Source organism: Chitinophaga sp. CCNWYY40 (genome assembly GCF_037483205.1).
Classification (GTDB): Bacteria; Bacteroidota; Bacteroidia; order Chitinophagales; family Chitinophagaceae; genus Chitinophaga; species Chitinophaga ginsengisegetis.
Genome location: NZ_JBBHLF010000013.1, coordinates 1 through 26,616, shown reverse-complemented (window position 1 = coordinate 26,616; position 26,616 = coordinate 1). Strand labels below are relative to the sequence as shown.

The window sequence follows — 26,616 nt, the reverse complement described above, 5'->3', positions numbered from 1 at the left end:
CACGTGTTTCGTTGGCTAATCTGCTGCAAAACAACTATTTTTTGTCTTATCCCCCAACTTTTCAACTTGATCCGAAACAAATTGATACGTGTGGAAAATAAAGAAGCTCGCAGATTCAATATCTGCGAGCTTCTTAGGCTTAAGCCGTAACAAAGCGTTACAAGTCATTTGGCCATTTTGTCGGGACGACTGGATTCGAACCAGCGACCTCTTGCACCCCATGCAAGCGCGCTACCGGGCTGCGCTACGTCCCGTTTTACCGGGATTTCCCCGCTTAGACGGGATGCAAAAGTAGTTAATTATTTTATTTTTCAAAATTTTGAATATAGTTTTTTAAAAAATATCCAAAATACTAACCAACAATAGTTTAACCGGGCAGGAAAGGTTGCGTATCGCCTCCAACGATCGGCACCAATAACCCCACGGTGAAACTGGCGGTAAATGGTGATATTAAAGCAAAACGTGTAAAGGTAACTACCACCGATTGGCCGGATTATGTTTTTCACGCATCCTATAAATTACCAGGTTTATTAGAGATAGAAGACTTTATTAATGCGCATCAGCATTTACCCGGAGTCCCTTCACAGGTAGAAGTGGAACGCGCGGGCAGTGTGGATGTTGGAGCCATGAATGTAATACTCCTCAAAAAGGTAGAAGAACTCACCCTCTATACACAGGTGATAACAGTGCAGCCTTGTAACCATCCGCTACAAGGCTGCACTTAATAAAACTATCCCCGTTTGCCTCCACGACTTATCAAAAAAATAATCAGGCCCACCACCACTGCTACGGCTAGTATCCCGGTCCATACGCCTGCTTTGAATATTCCGCCTATCACTTCACAACTGCTGAGTAAAAGTACCAGGCATGACAGTAACAAATAAGTGAGGTTTTTCATATCGTTCAGTTTTAATGTTATATACCACCAGACATATCCTGTACCAAAAAATATTTGCAAGTGTCAGAATAATTAACAAGCTTTAGCAGATCAACCAGAATAGTATGAATACAGGGAAAGCCTTCAGATCGGGGCTACACGTGGTGGCTTCCCATTCCTCACTTTGGGGACTCTTTCTACAGGGTGACCGCCACGCTTTCGCCGGAATATACGATGCACACATCGATGACCTCTTTCATTATGGCATGCATTTCTGCCAGGACAAAGAAAGAGTCAAAGACTGTTTACAGGATCTGTTCCAGGACCTCTGGATCAGCAGGGAGCACCTGACCACCAGTATCGGAAACGTCCGGTATTACCTCATCAGCAGCCTGAGAAGAAGGCTGCTCCGTGCTTTGCGTAAAGATCGCCGGTACCAGCACCGCGAATCATGGGAAGCCTTTGAATTTGAATATACCCTTCCTCTCGAAAACCAGTTAATCCAGCACGAAACCGCAGAAGAACAAAAACGTCTCCTCCAGGAAGCCCTCGGCAACCTTTCCCGGCGCCAGCGGGAAGCCATCTATCTCCGTTTCTTCCAGAACCTGAACTATACAGAAGTGGCCGACATCATGTCCATGCAGGTCGATTCTGTATATAATACCATCTCCAAAGCCATCGGCATCCTCAAAAAAAATCTCCCTATGCCGCTCCTGTTGCTGCTTTTAGGTAAATAAAAAAAAGTTGAAAAAAAGTGATGAGATTTTAAGCTTTACCTGCTCTTTAGGTAAAAGCACGTTCTCTTGGCAGCCAGTAACTATTTATCGTACACCGCCCGGGAGTTTGCAATGGATGAAGACTTTCAGCAATGGGTATTACACCCGGAGCAAAGGAATGTGTTCTGGGAATCATGGCTCAGACAGCACCCGGAGAAAGAACCGGTCATCAGCAACGCCAGGCAACTCGTGCAAAGCATCCGCTTCCGCGATTATTCCCTGTCCGCACCGGACAAGGAACAACTGTGGGATGCCGTGCTGAATGGACTGGAAGAAGAGGAGGAGGCAGCAGCGATGCCGGCGCGTCCATCCATCTGGAGAAGCGTGGGCAAATATGCCGCCGCGGTTATACTGGGCATCCTGCTTACCGCAGCATGGTGGTGGTGGAAGCCTGCAGGGCCGCAACCGGCTATCCTCAGCACTTTCACCCGGCTGGGAGAAACCAGGAACCTGATGCTGCCCGATAGCTCGGAAGTGACGCTGAACGCCGACTCCCGCCTGTTGTACGCCGTAGCCGGAAACGGGCAGCGCGAAGTATGGCTCGATGGAGAAGCCTTCTTTCATGTAAAACACACCGCCTCCCAACAGAAATTTATCGTTCATACGTACGATAATCTCGATGTGGAAGTGCTGGGTACACAGTTCAACGTAAACAGCGCCGGTAAAGAAATAGTAGTAGTACTGCAGCAGGGAAGTATCCTGCTCAATATCGGCGAAACCAATAAAGGAAAAGCTGCAGCGCTATACCTGCAGCCCGGGGAAATGCTCCGCTACAACAAACAGGATGGCGATTATACCAAGAAAAGTGTAGATGCCATACACTACACCTCCTGGCACACCGGCCGGTTAATCATGGATGATTTTACACTGGCAGATGCGGCCGTTTTTATGGAACAGGTGTTTGGTAAAAAACTGATCGTTCGTGACACACAACTATTAAACTATAAAGTATCGGGTTCAATGCCTATCATTTACAACGCCGATACCATGATGACACAGCTGGGTAAGGTTTTCCGTATGCAATTCAACCAAAGAGGCGATGAAGTCTGGATCCATAAACCGTAACACTCGCCGCCCGATTTTATAGATGTCTTATTCTTAATCGTTAAAACCTGTTCAAGATGAAAAAAGGTTTACGTGTTTTGCTGATGCAAGCATTGGCCCTGTATTTCCTGTCCCAAACGGTATCAGCCCAGGAATTAGCTGATGCCGGCAACCACCCGGTTCCCCCCGAAACCGTTAACAGTGCGGAAGCACAACCAGATGAATCATCCCTGAAAACTGTTCTTCACCTGATCGAAGAACACTTCAAGGTATCCATCGCCTACAAAAGCAACCTGGTTAAAAACAAAAAGATACAATTGTCGGTAGCTGCGTGCCAGTCGGCCGAAGAAGCACTCGGCAAGGCATTGTCTCCCTTTAACCTGCACTTCGAAAAGGTAAGGGAACACTTTTACATGGTCACCGAAAAAACCATCGTTCCCGTTCCCACAGAACCAGCCACCATACAGCAACAGCACCCGGTAAAAGGTGTGGTAAGGGATGAAAAGGGTAACCCCGTAGCCGGTGTAACAGTCCGCATTGCGGGAACCAACATCGGCACCGTTTCCAATGCCGATGGCTCTTATACTATTCCGGCGCCGGGAAGAAGCAGTGATGAACTGGATATCACTTTCATCGGCTACGAAGCACAACGTATACCCGTTGGCGGTAGATCACTCATCAACGTTACCATGAAAGAAGGTTCCAGCGCATTGAATGAAATAGTGGTAACCGGTTACACCACGCAAAAGAAGAAAGACCTCACCGGCTCCGTAGCCGTAGTGAATATCGATAACCTGAAAAAACAACCCTCCGGCCAGGTAACTGAACAGTTACAGGGACAGGCATCAGGCGTTACCGTTATAGGCTCCGGTCAGCCGGGAGAATCCCCGCAGATCCGTATCCGCGGCGTAAATACCTTTGGCGCCAATTCCCCGCTCTATGTAGTGGATGGCGTACCTACCACTGATATTGCGGACCTTAATCCCAATGATGTAGCCAGCCTGCAGGTATTGAAAGATGCGGGTGCTGCCTCCATCTACGGTTCCCGCGCCTCCAACGGGGTGATCATCATCACCACCCGCCGCGGCTCCGGCAAAGTAAAGGTGGCTTACGATGGCTACTACGGCCGCCAGTATCCGAAAAATGGCAACGTATGGAATACCCTCAACCCGCAGGAACAGGGCGATCTCCGGTGGCTGGCCTATAAAAATTCCGGACTTGATCCCGGAACGGAACTCTATGGCAATGGTACAAAACCCGTTATTCCGGATTATATCCTGCCATCGGGCGCAATGGAAGGAGATCCCTCCGTTGATCCATCTCTCTATTATGTAAATCCAAACTATACTGACCTCGACGATTATAATAGCTTCTACCAGATTTCAAGGGCCAACAAAGCAGGTACCAACTGGTACCGCGAGATCTTCCGCCCGGCGCCTATTACCAGTCATAATGTGGCTGTAAGCGGCGGCGGCGATAAAGGGAACTATCTCTTCTCCCTGAATTATTTTAATCAGCAAGGCACTTTAATGAACACCTACCTGAGAAGATATACCGTGCGTTCCAACACCCAGTATAATATCACACCCGGTATCAGGGTGGGAGAGAATCTCGCTTTTTCGATGTCAGAAAATCCTTCGGTAGATATTAATACGTCGGATGCCGCTATTGGTCATGCTATGCGCGAACAGAGCATTATACCGGTATATGATATCAAAGGTAACTTTGCCGGCTCCTCCGGAGACGCACTGGGCGACGCTTTTAACCCGGTAGCCATGCAATACCGTACCCGGAATAATAAAGGATTGAATACCCGTTTGTTTGGTAATGTATATGGAGAAGTGGACTTCCTCAGGTACCTGACTTTCCGTACCAGCTTCGGTGGGGAAGTAGCCTCCGGCTGGTCGCACTCCTTCCTGTTCCCGCAGTATGAAAACAAAGAAAATTCTACCAGCAATTCTTACACAGAAGGATCAAACAACGCACACAGCTGGACCTGGACCAATACCCTTACTTATCACCAGACCTTTAATAAACACGACCTGAAAATAATTGCCGGCACAGAATCTTTTGATAGCCGTAGCCGCGCAGTAGGTGGTACCACGAAAGATTATTTTACTTTCGATGATTACTTCCCCGACCTGAGCACTGGTACCGGTACGCAAACCAATTACAGCAACCGCCAGTCAGAAGGACTGTTTTCTATCCTGGGCCGCGTGGATTATTCATTCAACGACCGGTATCTTTTAAGCGCCACCCTGCGCCGCGATGGGTCCTCTAAATTTGTAAATGATCATTACGGTACCTTCCCCGCTATTACTGCAGGATGGCGTATTTCACAGGAAGAATTTATGAAGAAGATCACCTGGATCTCCGACCTGAAGATCCGCGGCGGATGGGGGATCATGGGTAACCAGCTAAACCTCAGCGTTAACAACGGCTACTTCCTGTACGGTGGTAACCGCAACTCTTCCTATTACGACCTGGCCGGCGTTAACAATGGTCTCAACGCAGGCTTTGCAGGCACACAAATCGGTAACCCCGATGCCAAATGGGAAAGTGATGTGAATGCAAATATCGGTATCGATGCCAGTCTGTTTAACGGACAACTGGATTTCTCGGCCGACTACTACCGCAAAGACATCAAAGACCTGCTGTACAATCCGGAACTGCCCGGGCTGGCCGGCACTGGCGCACAGCCGTTTGTAAATATCGCCCGCATGAAAAATGAAGGGTTCGACTTCTCCATCGGCTGGCATAAAAATATCAATAAAGATCTCCAGTTAAACATCAGCGGTACGCTTACCACCTATAAAAATAAAATCGTAAAAATTGCAGATGGAGTAGACTACTTCGATAGCGACGGTCGCCGCTTCGATGGCAGCAACATCATCCGCAACGCAGTAGGACAGCCGGTTTCCTCTTTCTTTGGATATAAAGTAATCGGCTTCTGGAACGAAGAATCAGAAATTGCAGCAGCAGATGAACAGGCGAAGAAAGTAACCAATAGCACAGACGCCATTTACCAGGAAGGCGAAGGGCTCGGCCGCTTCCGCTACCAGGATGTGAACGGCGATGGTATCATTACACCGGACGACCGTACCTTCCTCGGCAATCCTAACCCCGACTTCTCCTACGGTATCAACCTGGGCGTAACTTACAAAGGATTTGACTTCAGCATTTTCCTCTTCGGTACACATGGCAACCAGATCTGGAATAACGTGCGCTGGTGGCGCGATTTCTACCCATCTTTTGAAAGCGCGAAAAGCAAAAACGCCTTATATGATTCCTGGCGTCCCGATCACCACAACGCAACAGCGCCTATCCAGGAAGTGGACGGATCTACCAGCACACAGGGCGTACCCAACTCTTATATGGTGGAAAACGGCGCTTATCTCCGGGCCAAAAATATGCAGCTCGGCTATACGCTGCCTACTAAATTGCTGTCGGGCATACACGTAGAAAAGCTGCGGGTGTATATCCAGGCCGCCAACGTATTCACCATTACAAAATACTCCGGCCTGGATCCTGAAATCGGTGGTTCCGATATCACGGACTTTGGTGTAGACGAAGGCGCCTACCCCAACCAGCGCCAGTTCCTCATTGGAATTAACCTGGGTTTCTAACAATTGCTCATTTAAAAAAAGCAGGATCATGAAATCATTATATCATATACTATTGAGTGCGGTGATTGCAACTCCCTTTATTTCCGGTTGTAGTAAGAGTTTTCTCGAACGCACGCCACAATCTTCCCTGGAAGAATCTTCCCTCACCAATAAGAAAGGCGTGAACACATTGCTCATAGGCGCCTATGGCGCGTTGGACGGCCAGGATTTTAAAGATGGAGATATGGTGAATATCTCCGGTGGCAGCGGTTTTGCCGTGTCGCCCGATAACTGGATCTATGGCAGTGTATGCGGTGGAGATGCCCACAAAGGCAGCGATCCCGGCGATGCCGCCGCCATATTGCAAATAGGCACGTTCGTGGGAAATGCCACCAACGGCTTTTTTAATGATAAATGGCGCGTAAATTATGAAGGTGTGCGCCGCTGTAACTTTGTATTACACATTCTTCCAAACGTTACAGATATGACGGAAGAGGAGAAGAAAGAACTGGCAGCGGAAGCCCGGTTCCTTCGCGGGCATTATTATTCAGACCTGAAAAAGATGTTTGATAATGTTCCCTGGGTAGATGAAAATTCCAACAGCTATAACAAGCTGGATGTAGATGAATACAAGATACCCAACGATAAAGACGTGTGGCCAATGATTGAAGCGGATTTTAAATATGCAGCTGAAAATCTCAATGAAATACAGGATGTAATTGGTCGGGCTAACAGCTGGGCTGCCAAAGCTTACCTGGCCAAAACACTGCTCTATGAAAAGAAGTACGCGGAAGCCATGCCCATCTTTGAAGATGTGATTGCACACGGCGTTACTGCCAAAGGAACTCCTTACGCCCTCACTACAAAGTTCCATGATAATTTTGATGCTTTTACAGAGAACAACAGTGAAGCGGTTTTCTCTATCCAGTACAGCGCCAACGATGGTTCCGGTGGCACCGGCAATGCTAACCAGGGCGAAATGCTGAACTATCCTTACAATGGACCTTTCAGCTGCTGCGGTTTCTACCAGCCCTCACAGGACCTGGTAAACTCTTACCGCACCGATGCCAACGGCCTGCCTTACATCGATAACTTTAATGATCACCCCGTAAAAAATGACATGGGGTTAGCCAGCAGCGCCGCCTTTACACCGGATGCGGGCAACCTGGACCCTCGTCTCGACTGGACCGTTGGCCGCCGTGGTATTCCTTTCCTCGACTGGGGCAACCACCCCGGCATGAACTGGGTACGTGACCAGCAATCTGCAGGTCCCTATGCCGCCATCAAAAATGTATATATGCAGGCTACCCAGGATAAGTTTTACGACGGTAACGGCTGGGCGCCCGGCAACGCCATCAACTACGTATTGATCCGCTTTGCCGATGTACTGCTCATGGCTGCTGAATGCCAGGCACAGGCCGGAAGTTTGAGCACTGCACAGGATCATGTAAACACCGTACGCACCCGCGCCGCCAACCCCGTTGGCTGGGTGAAAACATACCTGAACCCGGCCCACCCGATGGATGGATATACCAACACGCCCGCAGCGAAGTACAATATCAAAGCATATCCTGCCGGCGCCTTTACTGCTAACGGGAAAGCATGGGCCATCAAAGCGATCCAGTTTGAACGTAAGCTGGAACTGGCAATGGAAGGCCACCGCTATTTTGACCTGGTACGTTGGGGTATTGCGCAAACAGAACTGAACCGCTATTTCAGTTACGAAAAAGATATCACCACCGACATCGTGAACGGCAACTTCACCAGCAAAAATGTGAGGTTCCCGATTCCGCAACGCCAGATTGATCTTAGCGTTAAAAACGGTACGGCTACGTTGAAACAGAACGTGGGGTATTGAGTGTAGGTTGTCTTTCTCCGGATTGGACTGATTACCTTGATTTTACTTTTGGATTTTATAATAATTAAAAGATTAGGGGAGATATAAGTGAATTTCGCTTATATCTCCCCTAATCTTTTAAATCAAAAGTGATCAAATCTCTAAATCAGTATAATCAGTCTAATCCGGAGAAAGACAACATCCGCGTTTCCGCCCATTGCAGTCCCCCCGCCAGTTCCCGGTCGCTGAATTCAATATGGATTACCCGCCGGTTATGCCCGTTGCTGCTGCGCCCGGAAGCATGCATCAGCAATGGCCGCATAATCATCACGCCGCCTTTCTTCACGCAGCAGCTCACATCCGGGGTTTGGTTCAGATCAATACTGTCGGCACGGTAAACACCTTTTGCGTGTGAGCCGGGCAATACTTTTAATGCGCCGTTCTGTTCATCCGTATCGTCAAGATGAATGCGGAGGGTATAGATGCTTTCCAGTATGTCTGTTGGCGGCTGTACGGCAAACTGGCCGGGTTTTACAGTCCACGGGCCATAACCGGCTACAGGCAGCTTTTCGGCTACCGAAATGGTGAGATCCTGGTGCCAGGCCACAAACCAGTTGGATTGCCCGGGCTTATCAAAATAAATAGATTTAACGGGAACATGTTGTTCACCAAACAGCTCCCGGACAATTTGCCTGATGCCAGGTGTAAATATCAGCGGGGCAATAGAAGGCACTTCCTGTAAAAAACGGCGGATGGCGAAGAGGTCATTGGTTTTCCGGAACAGCGGGCCGGTATGATCCGCGCTATCAATCACAGCAATCATTTCCCCAATGGCACTTTCAGAGAATACATCCGGTATTACCGTATAGCCGTTGCTGTTAAGTTCCTGCCGGTGTTGTATGATGGTTTCGTTCGTCATTTTCAATTATCGGTTATATGGTTGTTCATTGATCCAATGAAATCCCCTGTTGATCAGCAGATACTCGTCAGGGGCTTTGCGCTTCAGGCTGATGTTTACGCTATCTGCACCAATGTATCCATTAAGGGAAAGTTGCCCTGCTTCGGGAAACTGGTAATGCAAACTGATATTATCCACGCTGGTACTCCACACAGACAATATATGATGTAACGTGTCGGTAGCAGTATGATAAACCAGCAGTTCTTCATTGGTATCCCGTGCTATCAGCATCCCACTTTTCTCAATATACATTTTCTTCCAGTTATTGAAAAGGGGGGTAGTATCTGGAAATGCGGGAGCAGCTTGTATCTCATAAGTACCATACAATGGTGTAGTGGGGATGTTACTGAATGTCTGTTGCATGAGAGTAAAACTATAGATTTTATGGTAAAGGATAAATCCTACTACTATAATTTTTATTGTGAGATAGGTAATGCGTTGTTGTTTCAGGGAGTACCGTGGATGCCAGGAGCTTGCTGCAGGAACTGTTTTGTCGCTGAAAAAGAAAGTGATAAGCCGTTGCAGATCGGGTAAAACAATTACCCCTGCAATAAGAAGCAAATGGGCAGAGAATATTTTCACCGGTATGTCATAAAAGAAATTCATGGCTACTACATTCGCCATTATACCCAGGCATAATAAGGCGCCAAACAATTGTGTGCGGCGGAAGAATAAAAAGAAACCAGCCAGGAATTCTGCCACTCCTGTAAATAAATTGTAACCTCCGGAATAACCCATGTAGGTCCAGGCAAGTCCCATAGGAGAAGTATCGCCCAGCCGCTGATCCAGTTGAAACAATTGGGGGTAAGGGAATTGTATTTTGATGATCTTTGCCATGCCATAAGTGAGCATACTTATGGCAAGTGTATAGCGGAGAACCACCATCAGACAGTATTTTGCCTTATCGTAGTTTTTTCTTTTACGGTCGGCAATTCCCCAAATGATACTGGTGATTACCGAGATTGTCCCCATCGCAACTACCTGCAGGTAGTTGAAAGTTGTATCGCCGCTACCGTTGGGCCATGTCCCGATTTTATAGTCCCCGCTAATCAACCATCTGCCGGTTAACGTAACAGGCCAGTTCCAGTATTTATCCAGCGGAAAGCTTTCTCCTACAGGTATCATGCAGAAAAAGGCAAATAATGCGAGATAAACGGTGTAGAAACGGAAAAGTATCTTTCGCAATAACGACCAGTCAGAATCCAGCATAACAGAACGGGATTAGCGGTGAAGCATAAATGCTGCAGGTTTAAAACATTTATTGATCTGGTGTGAATTAATTAAAATTTTCCGGGAGAGCAATCTGTTTAGGATTTATTTAACAAGTGTAGATAAGTTTATTTTATCAGCGTAATACTTCCCTTAAACTCAAATTTTTCACCGCCTTCACACACGGTTTGCATGGAATAAATATAAGTGCCCATTGGGGCTTCTTTATTACCACTACGGCCATCCCAGCCTGCAGCAGGAGCGTTGATAGCAAAGTGCGTATTCTCAAAAACGAGGGTACCCCAACGGTCGTAAATACGCAGCCACTCAATTTCCTTCATGCCTTTGCCTTTGGGATAGATCCGTTCATTCCTGCCATCACGATTCGGCGTAAACGCGTTCGGCATAAATATAGCGCTTTGGTTGCAAAGGATATGCAGCACCACGTCGTCGGCAGCCTTACACCCATATACGTTTTCTACTTCTACCCGGTACTTCGTGGTGAAATCGGGCAGTGCCTGTACCCGTGCGCAGGTGGCACAGTCCAGGAATTCAGCAGGCGTCCAGCGCCAGCGGATCACATCGTTGCTGGTGTTGGCTGCCAGGTATACGGGAATGCCGGCCATTATTTCACGGTCCACACCTGCATTTACGGTGGGCGTGGGATTTACCCTTACGGTAAAGGATGTTTTATCAGAGAAGCAATTGTCTTTATCAAACCCGGTCACTTCATACACATATTGACCGGCGCCTGTGAGCGTGGCTACCGGCGCAGGAGAGGAGGGTTTGTCGATACCGGGTCCTGTCCACGTGTAATAGTCGGTGCCCGATACATGCAGCGGCAGTTTGTCGCCGAGGCATAACACAGTATCAGGAGTGGCTTGGATCGTGAACGGCTGTACTACGCGGATCGCTACTTCATCGTTATTGATACATCCATTGTTGTCGGTTACTTTTACCTGGTAAGTGGTGTTGACCAGCGGTGAGGCCGTGGGCGTTGCAATGGAAGGATCATTTAACCCGGTTGTGGGCGTCCATTCATAAGTACCGCTGCCGCCGGCATGTAATACGGTGGTGTTACCAAGACAAACAAAATCCGCCGGTGCGCTGGCGTTGATATCCGGTAACGGTAAAATATTTAGTGGATGTATTACCTCGTCGGTGCAGCCCTCTTTACTGGTAACGGTGAGCTTCACCTGTACCAGGCCCGGTTGGGAATAAGATAAGGCCGGTGGTTGCTGTATATCACTGGTTGTATTATTACCAAAATCCCAGCTCCAGGTAACGTCATTTGTTTTGGTAACGCTGCCGCTGAAAGTTACCGGTACATCTTTACAAGCCTTATCCGGCGCACTGATGGCGGCTAACGGCTTCGGATATACGTTTACCGGTACTTCTACCGTTTGCGTGCAGCCGTATTTAGTGGTGGCCGTCATGCCGAATTTATATTCGCCTAACTTATCCAGGTGAAATACCGGCGTAGCGGTATTGATATCAATAGGAGTAAGTGTGGCGTCGTATGTCCAGGTAAAAGTAGGTGTAATGCCGAGTTCATCTGCAGAATAGCTGTTAAACTCAGGTTCAAAAGTAAGTGTTCCTGCATCGCATATTTTTGCGGGAGATGGATTCAGTTTAATATCCAGCTGATCTATCACTACCGGGTGATCCAGGAAGGCGCTGCCTTTGCAGCCCGCGTCGTCTTTTAGTAGTAACCGGGGTTTGTAGATGCCTGGTTCTGTGAAATGATGTTTTATTTCGAGTGCAGTGGTTTGTTCCACATTGCCATCGGTAAAGTCCCAGCTAAAGGTAGTGGCATTTTCGGGCTTGATGGTAAAGGTGATTTCTTTTTCAAGGCAACCGCCGTCGGCACTGGTTGCAATGGTAGCGTAAGGCCCGGTAACGATTACCACCTCGCTGTATTCATCTTCTGTATCTGCATCGCCTTTTACTTTTAACTTCACGGTATAATGCCCGGATTCGGTGTAAGTGTGTACCGGGTAAAACTGATCGGAGGTGCCGCCATCGCCAAAATCCCAGGAGCAGGAAGTGTAGTTGATGGACGTATTCGTGAAACGGAATATCATCGGGGCGCATTTGCTGCCGTTTACAAATTCTGATGTATAGGTAAATCCTGCGCCTACGGCGGATACTTTAATGTTTTGTGTTACTTTATCTGTACAGCCGTTATTATCTTTCAGCTCTAACGTTACCGGGTATACGCCTTTGTCGGGATAGAAATGTGATACATAGTAAGGCTCATTGGAGGTGTTGCCATCTCCAAAACTCCACTTTATGTCGGTAATATTACCGCCGGTTACGTAGGAGGTATTCCCAAAATTAACGGTACTTCCGGGCTTCACCAGGTAATAGTCTGCATAGAACGATGCTACCGGGCCATTCACCTGCAGGTACTTTCCGCTGGTGGTGTTGGTGCATCCGTCCTGGTCTGTAACGGTCATTACAGGATAATAATAACTTCCGGCCTGTTGATAGGTATGTTTGAATGGAGCGCTGGTAAAGGATTGTACGGGAGTGCCATCACCAAAGTTCCATTGCCATTTTACTATTTTATTACTGTAGGTAAGATCCGTATTATCCGTGAAGGTGAGTTCTGTCCCTTTACACTGTGCTTCTGTAGGGAGATTAAAATCTGCAATGGGGCCGCGTACATTCACCTCCATCACATTGCTGGTATCATAGCAATACAATTGATTAAGCATCAGCAAACGTACACTATGCTTACCAGGCGGCGGATTGGTGTACGCATAGGTACCGTAGTTCCATCCCCAGTTGGTGGTGCTTTCATCCACCTGCCAGTAGTAGGGATCATAATGATAAATACCCGAGGCCGATGAAGTTACTTTAAAAGTAACGGTTTCACTACTGCAAAGCGCTGTTTTGTCGGCATCAATAATAACGGGAGATGGCGCTATAATAGTCACCGTTTTGCTTAGGTAGGTAGTGCAATGACCATCGGATGTGGTGAGTTGTATCGTATACGTACCCGATTTGGCATAAGTATGCGTAACCTTACTGCTCTGGATAGTATAGGAAGTTTCTGTACCGTCACCCCAGCTCCATTTCCAGCTGGTGGCGCCCAAAGAAGCTTCGGTAACGGTTACGGTTGTACGTTTACTGCAATCCACCGGTTCAATATCGAATCGCGGGAAGGGGTTGACGGCTTTTATATACGCCGGTTTAGTGATGGTATTCGGACAGCTGCCATTGGTAACCGTTAAGGTAATATCGTAAGTGCCGGGTTCTGAATAACTGTGCTGGGATGTACTGTTGTAGCCATAACTGCCATCGCCGAAATTCCACGACCAGCTGGTACCTACATCCGACTTGTCGATAAAAGTAGTGAGGGTATTACCACATACTTCGGGAGCGCCGGGAGAAGTAAAGTCGGGTACCGGTTTTTTATAAACGGCTACGGTGCCGGGTACTGTTCTGGTTCCCGTACAGCCGTTCCCGGTAGTATACTGTAGTGTTACGGTATACATGCCGGCTTTGCTATAGGTATGCTCCGGTTGTGCTTCGGTGGATGTAGTACCATCGCCAAAGTTCCAGAGGTAAGTTTTGATCACATCGTTATTGTTGATGCTGGCATAAAAAGTTGCTTTAAGCCCTTCGCAACCGTTGTTATTGCTCATGTATGGGTATACATCGGTTTGACTGATGTACAGGTAATTGGTGCTGTAATTTGAACAACCATCTTTGCTGGTGGCTACCAGTCTTACATAATAGGTGCCTGCATTGTTGTATACGTGTGTAGGATTTTGAAGAGTGGAGGTTTGTCCGTCATCAAAAGTCCAGCTCCAGCTGGTGGCGCCGGTCATATTGTCTTTGAAATTAACAGTAGCCGGTACATTACAGATAGGTTTGTTATCTGTACTTATCTGGCCGGTGGGCGTTGGTTTTACGGTAACGGTTTTTTCCACCACATCCGGGCAGTTGCCGTATAAGGCAGTCAGCTTAACATGAAGGGGCCCTTCAGCGAGGGGATGGTAAATCACACTGCTTTGGTACGACCATGCATACTCACCGTTGATTTCCCAGGTGGTACTTTGCGGCTGAACGGGTGAAAAAGAAGCCTGGAACTGCGCCTCCTGGCCGGTACATATCAGCGAAGGGGCAGAGAAAGTAGTAGCGTAGTTAGCCACGTTGATGTCGGTAACTGATGCGGTAGCAGCACAACCCCGTTCGTTCGTTACCGTTAGTTTAATGCTATGCGTGCCTTTGGTGGTAAAGGTATGTTTCAACGGATCTTTGAGCGTGCTGGTGCCGCCATCATCAAATTCCCATTTATAGGAGAGCGTACCCGGGCCGGTGGAAGTGTTGGTGAACAGTACATCTACCGGCGCTTTGCACAGCGTTTTTTCTGTTACGGTAAAGTTGGCGTCAATAGCCGGTGCTACGTCCACCACTTTTTCCAGCACTTTAAAGTTCGTACAGCCGTAGCTGTCAGTTACCGTGAGAATGACGCTGTAAACACCGGGTTTGGTATAAGTATGGCTGGGAGTACTGCTGCCGTTCTGTAACACTTCGCCATCGCCAAAGTCCCAGCTGAAATTTTGCAGGCTTCCTTCCGCGGTGGATTTATCCGTAAAGGTAGTGGTGAAGGGGGCGCATCCTTTACCGGAAGATACACTGAAGTTTACAACCGGTTTTGCCCTTACGGCAATGTAATCTGTTTTAACAGCCGTTTTAGTACTGCCATCTCCAAAAGTTACTTTTAGCGATACGGTGTATTTCCCGGTTTTTACATAGGTAGCGCCGGGATTTTTTTTGGTAGATGTGGTACCATTCCCAAAGTCCCACAACCATGCAGTGGGGTTGCCGGTAGAGAGGTCGGTGAAACTGGTAATGAGCGACTCACAGTCGCTGGTAGCGGAAGCACTAAAATCAGCGTTTTGTTGAGCAACAGCACTTAAACAGAAAACAAAACAGAGCACAAGGGACACAACAAATTTGCATCGGACAGGGAAACGGTACATCGGACTTATAGGTATATGCCCTAAAAATAGGCTTTTCCGGGGATATTTGCTTTGCCTGACGGGTCTTGAATATTATGTTTTCGCTATACGATTAATGCTTAATTTTAACGGTCTTAAAAGCAGCGTTTTATGTCACATTTGTTTAGTCCTTTGCAATTGAGGGAAATTACTTTCCGGAACAGGATAACGGTATCGCCTATGTGTGAATATTCTTCCACCGATGGATTTGCCACCAACTGGCACCTGGTGCATCTCGGAAGCCGGGCTGTGGGTGGTGCAGGGCTGGTACTTACGGAAGCGGCGGCAGTATCTCCGGAAGGCCGTATTTCCATTCACGATCTGGGTATCTGGAAGGATGAGCACATACCTATGCTGCAGGAAATCACCGCATTTATTTCCGCGCAGGGCGCCATTCCCGGTATTCAGCTGGCCCATGCCGGCCGGAAAGCCAGTACATTAAGGCCCTGGGAAGGCAGCCGCGCCCTGCCCGCAGAAGATGGCGGCTGGGAGGTGGTAGCGCCCAGCGCGATTCCTTTTAACGACGTATACCCGGTGCCGGTAGCACTCACGGAAACAGGCATACGTAAAGTGAAAGAAGATTTTAAAGCAGCGGCTATCCGCGCACTGAAGGCAGGTTTCCAGGTAATAGAAATACATGGTGCGCATGGTTATCTCCTGCACAACTTTTTATCTCCCCTTAGTAATCACCGTACAGATGAATATGGCGGCAGTTTTGAAAACAGGATCCGGCTCCTCGTGGAAACAGTGGAAGCCGTACGTGAAGTGTGGCCGGAGCAATATCCTTTACTGTTGCGTATTTCAGCTACCGACTGGGCCGAAGGCGGCTGGACCCCGGAAGAATCAGTAAAACTGGCTGCCATTGTAAAAGAGAAGGGAGTAGACCTGGTGGATTGTTCTTCCGGCGGATTGGCGGCACACCAGCAGATTAAAGTGGGACCTTTATACCAGACACCTTTTGCAGAAAAGATCCGGAAGGAAGCCGGTATTGCCACCGGTGCAGTAGGATTAATTACCACGGCTGAAGAAGCCGAGTCAATCATCGCCAACGGTTGGGCCGATATGGTATTGATGGCCCGCGAAATGCTGCGTGATCCTTATTTCCCGCTGAGGGCCGCCCATGAACTGGGGGCAGAAATTAAATGGCCGGTGCAATACGAGCGGGCAAAACGAAGAAAGTAGCCGTAAGCCGTTAGCAGGAGATGCTAACGGCTTACCACTATAAAACTATTTCAATATCGCTTCAATAGCGTCCAGTTCTTCTTTTGTAAAAGCTGTATTTTTCAATGTATCCAGGTTGTTGTCCAGTTGTGCAACGGAGCTGGCGCCGATTAATACGGTGGTGATCCGTTTGTCTTTCAGGATCCAGGCCAGCGCCATCTGTGCGAGGGACTGGCCGCGTTGCTGTGCCAGTACATTCAGCTTTTTCACTTTCTCAATTCTTTCAGGCGTCACTTCACCTTCCTGCAGGAACCCGGTAGGCTTGCTGGCGCGGGAACCGGCGGGGATACCGTTCAGGTAACGGTCGGTAAGTAATCCCTGTGCCAGGGGGGAGAAGGGAATACAGCCTACGCCGTTGGCTTCCAGCACATCCAGCAGTCCGCCTTCTATCCAGCGTTCAAACATGCTGTATTTAGGCTGATGTATAAGGCAGGGGGTACCGAGTGATTTCAATACTTCCACCGCTACTTTTGTTTGTTCGGCAGTGTAATTGGAAAGTCCCACGTACAGCGCTTTTCCCTGTTGCACAATGCTGTGCAGCGCTCCCATTGTTTCCTCAATAGGGGTGGCCGGGTCCGGACGATGCGAATAAAAAATGTCTACATATTCGAGCTGCATGCGGCGTAAGCTCTGGTCCAGGCTGGAAACAAGATATTTGCGGGAACCCCAGTCGCCATAAGGACCGGGCCACATCGTATACCCTGCTTTGGTGGAAATGATCAGTTCATCCCGCAGATGCCCGGTGAAATCCTGTTTCAATACCCTGCCAAAATTCTCTTCCGCACTGCCGGGTAGCGGTCCGTAGTTATTGGCGAGGTCAAAATGGGTGATACCCTTATCAAAAGCATTATGAATAATACTGCGTCCGTTCTCAAAATTATCAACAGATCCGAAGTTGTGCCATAAACCCAGTGATACGGCAGGCAGCTGTAAACCGCTCTTACCGCACCTGTTGTAGGTCATACTGTTATACCTGTCTGCTGCGGGTGTGTATTGCATGGAATTTTAATTTTAGGGAGACAAGATAGAAAAATAACGCGGATTTTGTCTTACTCAGGATTAGGCTGATTGATTGATTTGATCACTTTTGATTATAAAAGAATTGGGGAGATGTAAAACGGGTATACCCGCTTACATCTCCCCAATTCTTTTGTAATATCCGCTTAATTCAGTTCCTCCACTGGTACGCGTGGAGCAGACTGCTGTTTCAGCTTATTGCTTTCTTTCAGTTTGGCCGGAACCGGGCGTATTTCCCATACTATTCCCAGGAAGCCTAATGTTTTGATAACATAGTAGGTGATATCGAATTCCCACCAGTAGAAACCTTGTCTGGCTGCACTCTGGTAATAGTGGTGGTTGTTATGCCAGCCTTCTCCCAGGGTGATCAGCGCCAGAATAGCACTGTTGCGGGATTCATCTCCGGTATAATATCTCTTATTACCAATTTTGTGCATAAGTGAATTGATGGTAAAAGTACCATGATATAACAGCACGGTGCTCAGGAAAAACCCGATCAATAAGGTAGATAACCCTGCGGACCAGTCGAACCAGCCGGTGCCATTTACTTTATTACCCACAAAATAAACGGCTATAGCCAATACCACTGCAGGTACCATATGCCATTTATTCAGCCACAACAACTCTTTCGCTTTGTGATCCTTGATCAGGTCAAAACGGGTAGGTTTGTATTCAGGCCCCATGATCCAGCCGATATGGGCGTACCAGAATCCGTAAACATTCGCTGAATGCGGATCTTCGGGGGTATCGCTGTGCTTGTGGTGAATACGGTGATTGGCCGACCACCATAAGGCGCCTTTCTGTAAGCTGCTTTGCGCACCTCCCGCCAGGATAAACTGGAAGAACCGCGACGTTTTAAATGCACGGTGCGAGAAATAACGGTGGTAACCAGCCGTTACAAAAAACATACGTACTACATACAGTACACCGCACAATATCCAGTCAAATGCTGTTGTACCGGTGAAGAATGCCAGTAAGGGCACCGCGTGAATGCCCATGAAGTCTGCCTGGTGCCACCAGTTAGGTGGCTGTCTGTCTTGCTTGATCGCCTTATTCATTCCACAAAGATAGTTTCCGTCTTTTATTAAATAAATGATTTAAATCATTTGGACAAAGTTAAGTGCTTTTCCCCGGTTTTTGTGCGCCTATATTCCCGGCGAACATTTTACTACGGGATGTGTTAGAGAGAAACGTAGTACTATCCTTTCATCACGTTAAAGTAATTATTATGTCACAATTCATTTCGGCTATCAGGAACAATGTGAAGTATTGGTGGTTGTACCTGCTCAACGGGATCATATTCCTTATTGCAGGTTGTATTGTTTTTTCCAATCCCTTCAGCAGCTATGTATTGCTCAGCATTTTCTTCAGCGTTACCCTGTTTGTGACGGGTATCTTTGAAATTGCTTTTGCAGTGGGCAACCGTAAAGTACACAGCGGTTGGGGATGGTCGCTTGCCTCAGGCATCATAGATCTGGTGATAGGCTTTATCCTGATGTTGTATCCCTCTGTGAGCATGGCGGTGATCCCGCTTTTCCTGGCTTTCTGGTTCCTGTTCAAGGGTATCAGCCTGATAGGATTTTCCATCCAGCTGCAAACAGATAAGGTGCCCAACTGGGGCTGGCTGCTGGTAGGAGGGATCGGCCTGATTATTATCTCCATCTTTATTCTCGATAACCCGGCACTCGGTGTAGCCACGGTACTGGGACTTATGGCGGCGGCCTTCTGGGGAACGGGTATCCTCAGCATTATCTTTGCTTTCCGTCTTAAACATGTCAAAAAAGAATTAAAAGAACACGGTCTTTAAAAAACGTGTCCCATAAAAAGCCGTTACAGCGAACCGCAAAGTAATTCCACACTTTGTTGTTCGCTGTAACGGTTTTATACTGCCGGCATTTTCTGTATATTCGGTGCTTCTAAATCTATTCTCTTCCGATGAAAATCAACAGAATCTATGCTATCGCATCCTTGCTATTATGCACCGGGATGCAGCAGGGAATGGGCCAGACAGTATCCAAATACGATGCGCATGAGGCTTTTTCCCCGCTATTTTATCCCGCTCCCGGTAATGAATACCGCAGTGCAGGCGGCCAGCCTGGTCCGAAATACTGGCAGAATGCGGCGGATTATAAACTGGCCGTAACCCTCGACACGGCTCAACATCGTATAAGCGGCTCCGTAGTCATTACCTATAAAAATAACAGCCCGGATCAACTGCCCTTTTTATGGCTGCAGCTGGATCAGAACATCTACCGCGCAGATTCACGTGGCAGCGCTACGGTAGCAGTTTCCGGCGAACGTTTTGCCAACCGGAGCTTCACACAGGGTTTTGAATTGAAAAGCGTAAGTGTGATTGCCAACGGGAAAACTGTCTCCGCCAATTACCTGGTAAATGATACCCGTATGCAGGTGAAGTTGGCAGATGTCCTCAAAACAGGCGCCTCCCTGCAACTGAAAATAGATTACGCTTATACAATCCCGGAATATGGTACCGACCGCACCGGCCGGCTGCGCACCGCTAACGGATGGATCTACGAAATAGCACAATGGTACCCGCGCATGGCGGTATATGACGATGTACTCGGATGGAATAACATTCCTTACCTGGGCGCATCGGAATTTTACCTCGAGTACGGCAACTTCGATTATACCATCACTGCTCCCGCCAGCCTGCTGATAGGAGGCTCCGGGCAACTGGTAAATGAAGCACAGGTATTGTCGCCAAAGGAAATGAGCCAGCTTGCCAAAGCGCGTAACAGCGATGAAACCGTGTATATCCGCGACAGCGCAGACGTAAGAAATAATACACCCAAAGGAAACCGTACCTGGCATTTCGTATGTAAAAATACCCGCGATGTAGCCTGGGGCGCCTCCGCGGCCTTCATATGGGATGCCGCCCGTATTAACCTGCCCGGTGGCAAAAAGGCGCTGGCACAATCACTTTACCCGGTAGAAGTAGCCGGCAAAAACGCCTGGGGAAGATCTACCGAATATGTAAAAGGCTGTATCGAACACTACTCAGATAAATGGTACGTATATACTTACCCGGTAGCTACCAATGTAGCAGGCGTTGTAGGTGGAATGGAATATCCCGGTATTGTTTTCTGTAACTGGAAATCCACAAAGGGCGGCCTCTGGGGCGTTACAGACCATGAGTTCGGACATAACTGGTTCCCTATGATCGTAGGTTCCAACGAACGTAAATATGCCTGGATGGACGAAGGCTTCAATACTTTCATTAACGGGATCTCTACCAAAAATTTCAACATGGGAGAATACGCTGCCCGTCAAAGTATGCAGCGATCAGCCCCCATGCTGTTTTCCGCTAACGCAGAAGCCATCATGAATACCCCGGATGTTATTGGTCTTAATTACAATGGCATCGCGGCGTATTATAAACCCGCAGCAGGACTGAATCTCCTCAGAAATGAGATCCTGGGTCCGGAACGTTTCGATTATGCATTCCGGGAATATATTAAGCGGTGGGCATTTAAACATCCTACACCATGGGACTTTTTCAGAAGTATAGAGAATGCTGCCGGCGAAGACCTCAGCTGGTTCTGGCGCGGCTGGTTCTTTAATACCTGGAAACTGGACCAGGCCGTAAAAGAAGTGAAGTATGTAAAGAACGATCCTGCACAGGGCGCACTTATCACCATTCAGAACCTGGAGCAACTTCCGATGCCGGTAGTGCTGGCAGTAACAGATGCCAATGGTAAAACAGATACGATGCATCTGCCCGTGGAAGTATGGCAGCGTGGCAGTAGCTGGACGTTCCGCTATCCTTCCACTACTAAGCTAACCAGCGTAATCATTGATCCCGCAGGTAATTTCCCCGATATCAATCCTGCCAATAACAGCTGGAAAGCAGACCTGGGCAAACCTGTACCGGATGGTACTACGGGCACGGCTATATTAAAAAAATATATCGATGCCATAGGCGGGGCCGATAAGCTGAATGGTGTAAAAGACCTGTTGTTGGAAGAAGATGGGAACATCCAGGGAACGCCTATTGAGCGCACTTTGCAGGCCAAACAACCGGATAAAATACTACAGGTGGTAAGTATTCCGGTTAATAAATTAATTGCCTTTAAGCTGCTGATCAATGGCAGTAATATAAGCATGATGCGCATGGGACAGGAAGTACCGCTCTCGCCGGCAGACAAAGCTATCCTCAAAGATAAGAACAGCCTTTTCCCGGAGTTGCAATACCTCAACCGCACCAACGATGTAAAGCTGGAACTGGCGCCGTTGACAGCCAACGTAAATAATACAAGCACCTATGTTATCAGTATTGCTACCTCCAACGGGGCATTGCTGCGCAACTACTACGATATAAAAACGGGCCTGAAAGTACGCACCGTTTCCCTGCCCGGACAGGAAGGCAACGAAAAAGAAACGACTACCGACTTCACCGATTACCGCGATGTAAATGGTGTACAATTGCCGTTTACCATTACTACCAATGCCGGTGGTTATGATGCGGTGATGAAAGTGAAAAAGGCGGCGATTAATAGTGGGGTAGGAGATGAAATATTTAAATAATTACAGTGCTGGTCATCGTCTTGTGGGCGGTATAAGCTGGTATTCTTATCTTAAAGTTAATATCTTCGCGCCAGCACCAATGTCATGAACGAATGAAACAACTCCGGCCGGTAATGTTTGTGGGTACGGCTTCCGATGTAGGCAAAAGCGTGATCACTGCCGGGTTTTGCCGTATTTTTAAACAGGATGGATATGCTCCGGCGCCTTTTAAGGCCCAGAATATGTCGCTCAACAGCTACGCAACGCCCGATGGCCTCGAAATAGGCCGTGCGCAGGCCGTACAGGCGGAAGCGGCCGGGGTGCTGTGTCATACCGATATGAACCCGGTGCTGCTGAAGCCTACCAGCGACCGCAATGCCCAGCTGGTGCTACACGGCAAGCCGGCCGGTAATCAGTCGGCCTGGGAATACTTCATGGAAGATGATAAACGCGCCCTCTTTGATGAAGTGAAAGGTGCGTTTGACCGTTTATCGCAACAGTTTAATCCCGTGGTAATGGAAGGTGCAGGCAGTATTTCAGAGCTGAACCTGCGCGCAAAAGATATCACCAATATGCGGATAGCGTTGCATGCCGGGGCAGCAGTATATCTCATTGCAGATATTGACCGTGGGGGGATTTTCGGCAGCGTATACGGAACCATCGCGCTGTTGCCGCCGGAAGAAAAAGCACTGATCAAAGGTATTATCATCAATAAATTCCGTGGCGATATCCGTTTATTTGAAGATGGACGGGCAATGCTGGAAAGCATTACCGGCGTGCCGGTAACTGGCGTGTTGCCTTATTATCATGATATTCATATTGAAGAAGAGGATGCGGTTTCATTACCGCTGAAACAAAAACGGTTTGCCGCAGGGCAAATAAATATAGCCATTGTGTTGTTGCGGCATATGTCCAACTTCACTGATTTTAATGCACTGGAAAAAGATGAGCGGGTGAATATCTTTTATACAGATAATCCCGCTGAACTGGCTGCAGCAGACATTATTATCCTGCCAGGCAGTAAAAATACCATCGCCGACCTGGTCTCGATCAGGAATAACGGTACCGCTGCCGCTATAACGGAAGCGTATAAACGAAATAAAGCAGTGATCGGTATTTGCGGTGGCTACCAGATGATGGGCCAGCAGGTAGCGGATCCCCACGGTGTGGAAGGTGTTGCAGGAAGCATACCAGGACTGGGTATCCTGCCGGTTTCCACCGTGCTTACAAAAGAAAAAGTAACCCGGCAAAGAAGTTTTTACTACCGGGATCAGCAGAAAGTGTGTGAAGGATATGAAATTCATATGGGAGATACTACCGCCACCATCCCTTCTCCGCTAAATACATTTCCAGGTGGCGGCACAGACGGGTATTTTCTCCGCGCCAACTGCTGGGGTACTTATCTGCATGGTATCCTGGATAATGATACGGTGATCAACGACCTGCTGGCGCATTGCGGGAAACCAGCAGTAGCAAAGGAGTTCGATTACCGCCGGTTTAAAGAGGAACAATATAATAAACTGGCAACACACATCCGTGAACATCTGGACATTCCGGCTGTTTATAAGGCACTGGAATTATAATATTATTGCATTATGATACAAGGACACGGAGACGATGGGTACCTGTTTAATCAGCAGGTGAAAGCTGACTTCAGCTCCAACGTATGGTATGGCGGTTTACAGGAAGGATTGAAGGAGCATCTGAAGAATAAAGTAACCGGCATAGATCATTACCCTGATGCTGGTGGTGCAAAACTACAGGCCCTGCTGGAAAGTCAGGCCGCGCTGCCTGCTGGCAGCATCCTGGTCACCAATGGGGGCACAGAGGCTATTTACCTTGTGGCACAGGCATTCACAGGAGCCACTACCACGGTAGTAGTGCCCACTTTTTCGGAGTATGCAGATGCGTGTAAGCTATACCGGCACCAGATGCAATACCTGCAATGGGATAAACTTACACCGGATACAGTGTTCAGCAGCGACCTGGTATTTATCTGCAATCCTAACAATCCTACCGGGCAGGCTTTGGATGAAGCGGCCCTGCAAAAACTCATCACACATAACAAGCATACGGTGTTCATCATTGATGAAGCCTATATACAATTTACACTGAATGCCACTACCATGCTGCCGCACCTGCAGCGGTTGCCGAATGTACTGGTGCTGAGGTCCATGACAAAAACCTGTTGCATCCCCGGATTACGGCTGGGTTATGTGGCGGGAAGAAAACAACTGCTGGACCGTGTCCGTACTTTCCGGATGCCGTGGTCGGTAAATAGCCTGGCGCTGGAAGCCGGCTACTATATCCTGGAACACCCGGAGCAGTTTACCATTGCCACCGGCAGCCTGTTGCAGGAAACTTTTCATTTATGGGAGAGCGTCCGTAAGATGCCGGAGTATAAAGTGTATACATCGCATACGCATTATTTTTTGTTTGAAACATTAACAGGTACGGCGGCTACGCTGAAGGCCTGGCTGATGGAGAAGTATGGACTGCTGATCCGTGATGCCTCTAATTTCTACGGACTGGGACCCGGGCATTGCCGGGTGGCCTGCCGCAATGCCGCCGATAATCAATTACTGACTATTGCTTTGCGCCAATGGACCCTCTATTAGCATTCGTACTGCCGTTACTGTTAGGGTATGCCGCCGATCTGCTGCTGGGAGATCCGCGCAGCTGGCCGCATCCGGTAAAACTTTATGGCTGGCTGATCAGCCAGGGTACGCGTTTGCTGAACAGGGGCCGTGCCAGGTTCTGGAAGGGAGCGTTGCTCACTATTACACTGTGCGTGGCCGTGTATATAAGTTTTTATTTTACGCTTATAGTACTATCGGGGTGGCCAGTAGTGTACTATGCATTCAGTGCAGTGTTTGTTTTTTTTGCGCTGGCTAACAAAAGCCTGCTGCAGGAAGGCAAAGAGGTATTTGATGTTTTACATCAAGAAGGACTGGAAGCCGGCCGCAGGCGGCTGTCGTGGATAGTTGGGAGGGATACCGCTCATCTCTCACCGGATCAGATCCGTATCGCGGTGTTTGAATCGATGTCGGAAAACCTGAGCGATGGGGTAGTAGCGCCACTGTTTTTTTATGCAGTGCTGGGCCTGCCCGGTATGATGCTGTATAAGATGATCAATACCCTTGACTCCATGATAGGTTATAAGAACGGGCAATACCTGTATTTTGGACGCTTTGCCGCCCGCCTGGATGATGTAGCTAATTTTATTCCGGCCCGTATCACGGCGTTGTTGATGATCCTCCTGTATGGCAGCAGTCGTGCCTGGCATTTTATGATTAAATACGGACCGGCACACAGCAGCCCAAACTCAGGATACCCGGAGGCCGCATTGGCAGGGATTCTTGACTGCCGCTTTGGTGGTCCCAATTTGTACCAGGGCGTGGTAGTACACAAGCCTTATATCGGTGAAAATGAACGCAGTATTGAACACGGAGAATTCAGCAAGGTGATGTACCTTAATCACGCAGTTACCTTCGTGATGGTAATCAGCATTATTGCGGTAAAATATTATTTTATATGGACAGCACAGCAGTAACCCACAAAAAGGAAAGAAAGGAGAGGATCAGTGTTTTAAGCTGTGGCTGGCTCGGAAAGCCCCTGGCATTGCACCTGCAAACCCTGGGCTATTCCGTAAAAGGAGCCCGCACCAGCATTGCAGGCGTACAGGAGTTGCAGGCACTCGGCCTGGAAGCATACACCGTAGTACTGTCGGAAGATGTACTAACCGGCCCCGACGCCTTCTGGGATGCTGACATACTCATCATAAATGTTCCGCCACGAAAAGAAAGGGGCAAAGATGCGCATGTATCTGAAATAGCCCTGTTGCGCAGCTTTATAGAAACCACGCCTATCCGCAAAGTTATATTTGTAAGCTCCACCTCCGTATATAAAGACATCAACGGACTGGTAACAGAAGAAAATGAAGAGTTGCCCGATACCCCCAACGGGATGGCATTGCGGGAAGCAGAAAACCTGCTGCTGGAATCAGGTGCATTTGATACCACTGTGCTGCGTTTCGGCGGCCTTATTGGCTACGACCGGCTACCGGACCAGCGCCGTATCATGGAAGGCCGGAAAGCCAACGCCCAGCCCATGAACGTGATCCACCGGGACGACTGCATCGGTGTTATCCGGCAGGTGATAGAAAAAGAGGTATGGGGAGAAGTGTTTAACGCCTGCGCCAGCGGACATCCGCAACGCAGCCATTACTACAAGGCTGCCGCACACCGCCTCGGTATCCAGATGCCGCGCAGATTGCCCGCCGAAGAGGAGCCGTATAAGATTGTAGGGTCCAGTAAACTGAGAAACCTGCTGGGATATACTTTCCTGTATGATGATCCGTTGCAGGTATTTAATATTAATGTTTAGAAAATATGTTTTGATATTATAATTAAAGGAGATAAATACCGCTGTACCCCTTCTCCCTGAAAAATCATATCGGTCACGTCCTGAAAAAGGTTTACACTTAAAAAAGTGTAAAACATGCAAAAAACAAACATTTCAGGTCGAAAATGC

General features: G+C 48.2%; 18 protein-coding genes and 1 tRNA gene. 12 read left to right on the top strand and 7 right to left on the bottom strand.

Annotation, left to right across the window (positions count from 1 at the left end):
• Positions 1-180: 180 nt before the first annotated feature.
• Positions 181-254, bottom strand: a tRNA-Pro gene (locus V7S65_RS32125).
• Between the two features lie 171 nt (positions 255-425).
• On the opposite strand from V7S65_RS32125, the gene V7S65_RS32120 reads away from it, so the two are divergent.
• Positions 426-725 (top strand): hypothetical protein, encoded by a 300-nt coding sequence (locus tag V7S65_RS32120; protein ID WP_336389623.1) that lies wholly within the window; start codon positions 426-428, stop codon positions 723-725.
• Positions 726-730: 5 nt separating this feature from the next.
• Here the strand turns inward: V7S65_RS32120 and V7S65_RS32115 are convergent, their stop codons facing one another.
• On the bottom strand, positions 731-898 hold the full coding sequence (locus tag V7S65_RS32115; RefSeq protein ID WP_079467765.1) for a phosphatidate cytidylyltransferase: 168 nt from the start codon (positions 896-898) through the stop codon (positions 731-733).
• Positions 899-1,002: 104 nt separating this feature from the next.
• Here V7S65_RS32115 and V7S65_RS32110 point away from each other — a divergent pair, with 104 nt between their 5' ends.
• The 4 genes from V7S65_RS32110 (at position 1,003) to V7S65_RS32095 (ending at position 8,160) form a co-directional block, all read left to right on the top strand.
• Positions 1,003-1,614, top strand: a complete 612-nt coding sequence (locus tag V7S65_RS32110) for an RNA polymerase sigma factor (protein WP_336389622.1) — start codon at positions 1,003-1,005, stop codon at positions 1,612-1,614.
• A gap of 66 nt (positions 1,615-1,680) precedes the next feature.
• Complete coding sequence (locus V7S65_RS32105; RefSeq protein ID WP_336389621.1) at positions 1,681-2,718, top strand: FecR domain-containing protein; 1,038 nt, start codon at positions 1,681-1,683, stop codon at positions 2,716-2,718.
• Positions 2,719-2,774: 56 nt separating this feature from the next.
• On the top strand, positions 2,775-6,323 hold the full coding sequence (locus V7S65_RS32100; protein WP_336389620.1) for a SusC/RagA family TonB-linked outer membrane protein: 3,549 nt from the start codon (positions 2,775-2,777) through the stop codon (positions 6,321-6,323).
• 28 nt (positions 6,324-6,351) lie between these two features.
• On the top strand, positions 6,352-8,160 hold the full coding sequence (locus V7S65_RS32095) for a RagB/SusD family nutrient uptake outer membrane protein (protein WP_079467761.1): 1,809 nt from the start codon (positions 6,352-6,354) through the stop codon (positions 8,158-8,160).
• Positions 8,161-8,314: 154 nt separating this feature from the next.
• On the opposite strand, the gene V7S65_RS32090 is transcribed toward V7S65_RS32095, so the two are convergent.
• The 3 genes from V7S65_RS32090 to V7S65_RS32080 all read right to left on the bottom strand — a co-directional run bounded on the left by V7S65_RS32090 (position 8,315) and on the right by V7S65_RS32080 (position 15,261).
• Positions 8,315-9,058, bottom strand: a complete 744-nt coding sequence (locus tag V7S65_RS32090; RefSeq protein ID WP_336389619.1) for a phytanoyl-CoA dioxygenase family protein — start codon at positions 9,056-9,058, stop codon at positions 8,315-8,317.
• 6 nt (positions 9,059-9,064) lie between these two features.
• Entirely contained in the window at positions 9,065-10,306 is a 1,242-nt protein-coding gene (locus V7S65_RS32085) for a hypothetical protein (RefSeq protein ID WP_336389618.1), read from the bottom strand.
• A 128-nt stretch (positions 10,307-10,434) separates the two neighbouring features.
• Entirely contained in the window at positions 10,435-15,261 is a 4,827-nt protein-coding gene (locus V7S65_RS32080; protein ID WP_336389617.1) for a PKD domain-containing protein, read from the bottom strand.
• A gap of 171 nt (positions 15,262-15,432) precedes the next feature.
• Here V7S65_RS32080 and namA point away from each other — a divergent pair, with 171 nt between their 5' ends.
• Positions 15,433-16,503 (top strand): NADPH dehydrogenase NamA, encoded by a 1,071-nt coding sequence (gene namA, locus V7S65_RS32075; RefSeq protein ID WP_336389616.1) that lies wholly within the window; start codon positions 15,433-15,435, stop codon positions 16,501-16,503.
• Between the two features lie 45 nt (positions 16,504-16,548).
• Here namA and mgrA read toward each other — a convergent pair whose 3' ends face one another.
• Positions 16,549-17,541 (bottom strand): L-glyceraldehyde 3-phosphate reductase, encoded by a 993-nt coding sequence (gene mgrA, locus V7S65_RS32070; RefSeq protein ID WP_111580644.1) that lies wholly within the window; start codon positions 17,539-17,541, stop codon positions 16,549-16,551.
• A 164-nt stretch (positions 17,542-17,705) separates the two neighbouring features.
• Positions 17,706-18,617: an acyl-CoA desaturase gene (locus V7S65_RS32065; protein ID WP_079467756.1), complete on the bottom strand. Its 912-nt coding sequence runs from the start codon at positions 18,615-18,617 to the stop codon at positions 17,706-17,708.
• A 170-nt stretch (positions 18,618-18,787) separates the two neighbouring features.
• On the opposite strand from V7S65_RS32065, the gene V7S65_RS32060 reads away from it, so the two are divergent.
• From V7S65_RS32060 to V7S65_RS32035, 6 genes are all read left to right on the top strand, one after another.
• Positions 18,788-19,366 (top strand): HdeD family acid-resistance protein, encoded by a 579-nt coding sequence (locus V7S65_RS32060; protein WP_111580643.1) that lies wholly within the window; start codon positions 18,788-18,790, stop codon positions 19,364-19,366.
• Positions 19,367-19,494: 128 nt separating this feature from the next.
• Positions 19,495-22,104, top strand: a complete 2,610-nt coding sequence (locus V7S65_RS32055) for a M1 family metallopeptidase (protein WP_336389615.1) — start codon at positions 19,495-19,497, stop codon at positions 22,102-22,104.
• A 92-nt stretch (positions 22,105-22,196) separates the two neighbouring features.
• A complete protein-coding gene (locus V7S65_RS32050) occupies positions 22,197-23,666 on the top strand; it encodes a cobyric acid synthase (protein ID WP_336389614.1) in 1,470 nt (489 codons plus the stop codon).
• Between the two features lie 12 nt (positions 23,667-23,678).
• Positions 23,679-24,701, top strand: a complete 1,023-nt coding sequence (locus V7S65_RS32045; protein ID WP_336389613.1) for a pyridoxal phosphate-dependent aminotransferase — start codon at positions 23,679-23,681, stop codon at positions 24,699-24,701.
• The gene (gene cbiB, locus V7S65_RS32040) at positions 24,686-25,636 is read left to right on the top strand and encodes an adenosylcobinamide-phosphate synthase CbiB (RefSeq protein WP_336389612.1); all 951 of its coding nucleotides are present in this window, start codon (positions 24,686-24,688) and stop codon (positions 25,634-25,636) included. Before V7S65_RS32045 ends, cbiB begins: the two co-directional genes overlap by 16 nt.
• Positions 25,618-26,469 (top strand): SDR family NAD(P)-dependent oxidoreductase, encoded by an 852-nt coding sequence (locus tag V7S65_RS32035; RefSeq protein ID WP_336389611.1) that lies wholly within the window; start codon positions 25,618-25,620, stop codon positions 26,467-26,469. Before cbiB ends, V7S65_RS32035 begins: the two co-directional genes overlap by 19 nt.
• The last annotated feature ends 147 nt before the right edge of the window (positions 26,470-26,616 follow it).